The organism is Campylobacter concisus (assembly GCF_002914195.1).
GTDB classification, from domain to species: domain Bacteria; phylum Campylobacterota; class Campylobacteria; order Campylobacterales; family Campylobacteraceae; genus Campylobacter_A; species Campylobacter_A concisus_M.
In genome coordinates this window covers 1-431 of sequence record NZ_PPAU01000009.1, presented here as the reverse complement: position 1 = coordinate 431, position 431 = coordinate 1, and the positions used below count along the sequence as shown (strand labels likewise).

The following is a 431-nucleotide window of genomic DNA, read 5'->3' as shown; positions in this document are numbered from 1 at the left end:
GAGATCGATGGACAAAAATTTTCTATCGGTGTGACAAGATCGACAACATATCAAGATATCGTTGATAAGATAAATGACGTAAGTGGCGGTAAATTGCAAGCTAGAATTTTAAATGTTGGTGGCGATAAACCAAATCAAATAATGCTTCAATCAGGCAGCACTGGCGCTACACAGACTATTAAATTTTCAAACGACACTGCTGGCATTTTAGACAAGCTTGGCTGGGATGATACACAGTTTCAAGATACAGATGAGCACGGCACAGCGCTAACAAATCCTGATGGCACGCCAAAGATGACATCAAATTTGGAGAAAAATAGAATTCTAAAAGCGCAAGATGCAGAATTTACATATAACGGCGTAAATATCAAAAGAAGTAAAAACAGCTTTGATGATCTAAGACCTGGCGTAAATATCACGCTAAATGAGAC

The 431-nt window shown here is 38.3% G+C and carries 1 protein-coding gene; it reads left to right on the top strand.

Annotated elements, in window-relative coordinates:
• Positions 1–431, top strand: a 431-nt coding sequence (fliD, locus tag CYP28_RS00050; RefSeq protein WP_181000380.1) for a flagellar filament capping protein FliD, incomplete at both ends; no start/stop codon positions are given.